At 28.5% G+C, this 5,412-nt stretch carries 9 protein-coding genes; all 9 read left to right on the plus strand.

From position 1 onward, the window contains the following. Positions 1-127: PIN/TRAM domain-containing protein (locus tag SVN78_08070; protein MDY6821560.1), on the plus strand; the 127-nt coding region annotated here is incomplete at its 5' end. 4 nt (positions 128-131) lie between these two features. Next, positions 132-815, plus strand: a complete 684-nt coding sequence (locus SVN78_08075) for an IspD/TarI family cytidylyltransferase (GenBank protein MDY6821561.1) — start codon at positions 132-134, stop codon at positions 813-815. 12 nt (positions 816-827) lie between these two features. Then, positions 828-1,463 carry a site-2 protease family protein gene (locus SVN78_08080; protein ID MDY6821562.1) on the plus strand — a complete coding sequence of 212 codons (636 nt, stop codon included), beginning with the start codon at positions 828-830 and terminating at the stop codon, positions 1,461-1,463. Between the two features lie 9 nt (positions 1,464-1,472). Further along, positions 1,473-2,465 (plus strand): tryptophan--tRNA ligase, encoded by a 993-nt coding sequence (gene trpS / locus SVN78_08085; protein ID MDY6821563.1) that lies wholly within the window; start codon positions 1,473-1,475, stop codon positions 2,463-2,465. Further along, complete coding sequence (locus tag SVN78_08090; protein ID MDY6821564.1) at positions 2,462-3,166, plus strand: ScpA family protein; 705 nt, start codon at positions 2,462-2,464, stop codon at positions 3,164-3,166. The genes trpS and SVN78_08090 overlap by 4 nt, the downstream gene beginning before the upstream one ends. After that, a complete protein-coding gene (gene scpB / locus SVN78_08095) occupies positions 3,159-3,671 on the plus strand; it encodes an SMC-Scp complex subunit ScpB (GenBank protein ID MDY6821565.1) in 513 nt (170 codons plus the stop codon). The genes SVN78_08090 and scpB overlap by 8 nt, the downstream gene beginning before the upstream one ends. Continuing rightward, positions 3,650-4,363, plus strand: coding sequence for a pseudouridine synthase (locus tag SVN78_08100; protein ID MDY6821566.1), 714 nt, complete (start codon positions 3,650-3,652; stop codon positions 4,361-4,363). Before scpB ends, SVN78_08100 begins: the two co-directional genes overlap by 22 nt. Then, positions 4,356-4,715, plus strand: coding sequence for a 6-carboxytetrahydropterin synthase QueD (gene queD / locus SVN78_08105; GenBank protein MDY6821567.1), 360 nt, complete (start codon positions 4,356-4,358; stop codon positions 4,713-4,715). Before SVN78_08100 ends, queD begins: the two co-directional genes overlap by 8 nt. 31 nt (positions 4,716-4,746) lie before the next feature. Next, positions 4,747-5,412, plus strand: a 666-nt coding sequence (locus SVN78_08110; GenBank protein MDY6821568.1) for a hypothetical protein, incomplete at its 3' end; no start/stop codon positions are given.

Consider the following 5,412-nt stretch of genomic DNA (forward strand, 5'->3'; position numbering starts at 1 on the left):
TTTAGATGATGGGTCAATGGTTGTTATTGAGAATGGTAGAAAATATATTGGTAAAACTATTAATATTGAGGTTACTAGTTTGTTGCAATCAGATAGCGGTAGAATAGTATTTGGCAAGCCAAAATAATATTATGAAGATTGATGCAATAATACCAGCAGGTGGTTTGGGGTTAAGGTTTTCTAATAATGTAAAAAAGCAGTTTTATAAAGTTCTAGATAGAGAAGTTATTTATTACACTGTTGATAGGCTAACAAAGAGTTATAACTTTAACAAAATTATAATTGGGGCATCAATTAAAGACTATGAAACAGTAAAATATATAATGGCATTACTTAGTATTAATAATTATTTTATTGTTGAAGCTGGTAATATAAGGCAAAGAACGGTTCTTAATTGTTTAAAGGAAAGTAGTTCAGATTATGTTCTTGTGCATGATGCTGTAAGACCAGTAGTTACAAGGAAGATTGTAGAAGATACGGTTAATGCCGCCATAAAATATAAAGCTGCTCTGTGTGGATTAAAGCTAAGGGATGCACTAAAAAAGATTGATAAAACTACTAATAGGGTTATTGAAAATTTGGATAGAAGCAATTATATTTTAGTTCACACTCCACAGGTATATAAAAAAGAACTATTACTTGAAGCTTTGATGAAAGTTGAAGAGTTAAAAAAAATTGTTTATGATGAGGCAGAGGCTTTTTTTTATATAAAAAAGGATGTATTTTTTGTTGAATCAGCTTATTATAATGTGAAAATAACCTATAGGGATGATATGCCTTTACTAGAATATTATTTAAAAAATATACCAGTTTAGGAAAATATAATTATGGATCCAGATTTAAGTAAATTTATTAGAGATTTAACTATTGCAATTGTGCCCTTTCTTTTTGCTGTAACAATTCATGAGTTTTCTCATGGCTATGCAGCATATAAATTAGGTGATAATACAGCTAAATTGGCGGGGCGCTTAACGCTTAATCCTTTTGCTCATATCGATATATTAGGTTTATTATGTTTATTAATAACGAGGCTCTTTGGTTGGGCAAAGCCTGTTCCAATTAATTTTTATAATTTAAAGAATAAAAAATATGGGGTTTTAATAGTTGCTGCCGCTGGACCTGTTGCTAACTTTCTAACGGCAATAATCTCAGCTATACTCTTTAAGCTTATAATAACCTTATCTTTTGACAGTATGACTCTATTTAGAATATTTGAGGCCCTTGCATATATGTTGCAGTTTTCTGTAATGATTAATGTTGCATTAGGTATTTTTAACCTAATTCCTATATTACCCTTAGATGGGGGTAGAATTTTAGAGAGTTTACTACCTTACGATAAAGCTATTAAGTTTAGCAAGTTAGAGCCCTATGGCCTTATATTTGTCATTTTACTTTTAATTATAAATAACCATAATAATTTTCTTGGTAATATTATATATTTTTTTGTAAGAATTTTAATATAAGAGTGAACTATGAGCATTGTATTAAGTGGGATGAGACCAACTGGAAGACTTCATATAGGACATTATTTTGGTGCTATCCAAAACTGGGTGTATTTACAAGATAAATATGAATGTTATTACTTTGTTGCAGATTGGCATGCTCTAACAACTAACTATGAAGATACATCAAATATAAAAAAATATTCAAGGGAGATGGTAATAGACTTTTTTGCCTCAGGTCTATCCTTGGATAAATCAAATATATTTATACAATCAAAGAACCCCTATCACGCTGAGTTATTTCTAATACTTTCTATGATCACACCTATTAGTTGGTTAGAGAGGTGTCCCACATATAAAGAAATGAAATCTGAGTTAGGCAAAGTTGGTAAGCAATTGTCTAATTTTGGTTTTCTTGGTTATCCAGTACTTATGGCTTCAGATATTTTATTATATAATGCTGAATATGTTCCAGTCGGCATTGATCAACAAGCACATTTAGAATTGACAAGAGAGACTGCAAGGCATTTTAACAATATCTTTGAAGATGATGTATTTAATTTACCTCAACCATTAATTACTAAAAACCCAAAGTTACCAGGTATTGATGGAAGAAAAATGAGTAAATCTTATAACAACGCAATATGGTTAGATGAGGATTTAGATAGTGTAAAGAAAAAGATACTTACAATGAAAACTGATACAAATAGAAAAAGAAGGACTGATCCTGGTAATCCCTTTATATGCCCAGTTTTTGACTATCACAGGGTATTCTCTACTGAAGAAGAGAAAAATTTAATTATAGATGGATGTAAAAATGCTAAAATTGGTTGTATAGATTGTAAAAAAATCTTATTGAAACATTTATTGGAATTCCTATCAGATTTTCAAGAAAAGAGAAGGGTTATTTCAAATAATTATAGGGATTTTGATTTAGATGATATAATCAGTAAAGGACAAGAAAAAGCGTGTGATAGAGCTAGGAAGATGATAGATATTGTTAGGAAGGTAATAAAATTTTGAATGTTTTAGAGGTTAAATTAGAAAATTTTGAGGGACCACTAGATTTGTTGATATATTTGATCAAAAAAAACAGAATGAGTATTTATGAAATTTCTATTGTCAAAATAGCTGATCAGTTTCTAGAGACAGTTCAAAGAGCTAGCTTTATCTATTTAGAAAAAGCAGCTGATTTTTTAAACTTAGCCACCTATTTAATATATTTAAAATCTAAGATGTTGTTGCCAGTGGATAATTATAGCAATGATGATATTGATATAGAGGAGGGCAAATTTAGTTTAACCCAAAGACTGCTAGAGTATTCATTTTATAAGGATGTAGCTACTTATTTTGATAAACTAGAAAATAGGAGTAAAAAGTTTTTAAGAAGGAATAAAATAATCTCAGTTGATAAAAGTTGTGAAAAAATTTATGATGCCTATACATTAGCCAATTTTTATTTTCCATTGATCGACAAAAAAGAGATTAATATTACTTTTAGTAAGGAAAAGATAGATTTTAGAGAAGTAGTTGAGAGGATTAAAGATATAGTATTTAAAAAAGGGGATATTATATTTAGTGAAATTATACATAGTAATATGAATAGATTAGAGATTGTTGTTTCCTTTATGGCTATGTTAGAATTGGTTAAGCTGCGTTTTATATCAGCAGTACAAAGATATCCCTTTGGAGATATTTATATAAAAAATAATAAATATGGATAATGAGTATAAAATATTTTACGCACTCCTTTTTTTATCAGGCGAGGTAGTTCCAAAGAAAGAGTTATTAAATTATTTAGATAAGTTTGATATAGATAACAGACTATCTAGATATGCTGATTATTTTAATGGCCTTGATTTGGGTTTGGTAATTTTAAATATTGGCGAAGGTTATCAGATGGTTGTAGATGAAAACCTGTATGATAAATGCAGGCCTTTTGTAAATGGGCCTGAAGAAAAACTAACTAGGGCTGCGAGAGAAGTAGTAGCAATTATTGCATATAATCAACCTATAACAAGACAAGAAATAGAATACATTAGAGGGGTTAATTCAGCTGTTATAATAAAAAATTTATTAGAAAAGGATTTAATAAAAGTAGCTGGTAGAAAGGATGTAATTGGTAAGCCCCTTATGTATTCAGTTAGTAAAAAATTTTACACATACTTTGGTTTAAATAATTTAGACGATTTACCAACTATGGAAGAATGGAAGGAATTGAAAGAATAATAAGATTAAACAAATATATTGCCAAATCTGGTTTATATTCAAGGAGGCAAGCAGATAGTTTGGTATTTAATGGTGCTGTTAGTCTTAATGGTGTAACAGTATTTGATCCATCTATTAAGGTAAAAGAGAATATTGATAAGGTTTTTGTTAATGACCAGGCTTTAAATTGCGATAAAGAAATTTTTATAAAATTTTATAAACCTATAAATGTTTTATCAAGTTATGTTAGCCAAGGAGATAAAAAAAATTTAGGCTTTTACAAGCCTTTTGATAAGATGAGATTAGCATATGCGGGTAGGCTTGATTATAAGAGTGAAGGATTAATGCTTTTCTGTAATTGTGGGGATATAATTAATAGATTGCTCTTACCAATAAATAATATTGAGAGGGAATATATTGTTTATGTTGATAGGGCTTTAAATAACAATGAAATTAATAAGTTAAGGGAAGGGATAATATTTAAAGATATAACATATAGAGGCGCTTTGGTTTATAAAATTGGCAATTTAAAATACAGGGTAATAATAAAAGAGGGCAAAAAAAGAGAAGTAAGAAATATGTTTAAATATTTTAATGTAAATGTTAAGAAACTAATTAGAATTAGATTTGGTGAAATTAAGTTGGGCTCTCTTTTGCCAGGTAAATTTAAATTCTTAGATAATAAGGAGGTTAATTTTTTAAAAAATGTATGAACTAAAAGTAATAGATACTTTTTCTGCAGCTCACGCATTAAGGGGGTATAAAGGTGAATGTGAAAGAATACATGGACATAATTATAAGGTTGAAGTTATCTTAAAAGGAGATACCTTAGATGATGTGGGAATGTTAGTAGATTTTAAAGAAGTAAAAAAATATTTAAAAAAGACAATAGAACCCCTTGATCATAATTTTCTAAATGAACTTAGCCCTTTTGTTGAGCTTAATCCAACGAGTGAGAATATTGCCAAATATATATACAGTGAATTAAAGAATATTTTTAAAAATAAAATAGATAGTGTTATAGTGTGGGAGAATTTTAATAATGCATCTAAATATTATGAATAATTTAAATAATATATTTTAACGAGTCTAATCTATGTTGGATTTTTTTGCAAAAAAGAAAAAGCCTTTGGACGCAGCTAGGCTATATTTTCAGAAAGGTAGATACGATAAAGCAGAGAAATTATGTGTGGATGAGCTTAATAAAAATGAAAATAATGCAGAGGCCTTAAAAGTTCTAAGTGAGATTTATAGAAGAACTCGTAATGATAAGAAATTTAGAGATATAGCTCTTAAACTAGCTAATATTTACCTCTCAGAGAGAAATGTTAACTCTTCATTGGTATTGTTAAGAAGTGTGCTAAAGAGAGAACCCAATGATATTGAAATACATAAAAAATTGTTAGATATTTACAAAACTGCTGATATGCCTGATCAATTAATGGACGCATTATTTAAGCTTGGTGATATCTATATTAAAAATGAGTTAACTACTGAAGCAACAAATACTTTTATGGAATTGTTAGAAATTAATAAAAAAAATAAATCATTAGATATATGCTTTAAAATTATTGATAGATTTCAGGTCTTAGATAATAGACTAATGATTACTGCTGCTGTGAGAGAAGGGATAAATGTTGCAAAGGAGCAAAATAATATTGAAGGTTTTAACAGATTGATAGATGTTGCATCAAAGTATGATTGCGATATAGGTGAAAATATTAAGTTTACTATAGATTATTTTAAAAAAAATAAAGATAAG

This window comes from Deferribacterota bacterium (assembly GCA_034189185.1).
Lineage (GTDB): Bacteria > Chrysiogenota > Deferribacteres > Deferribacterales > UBA228 > UBA228.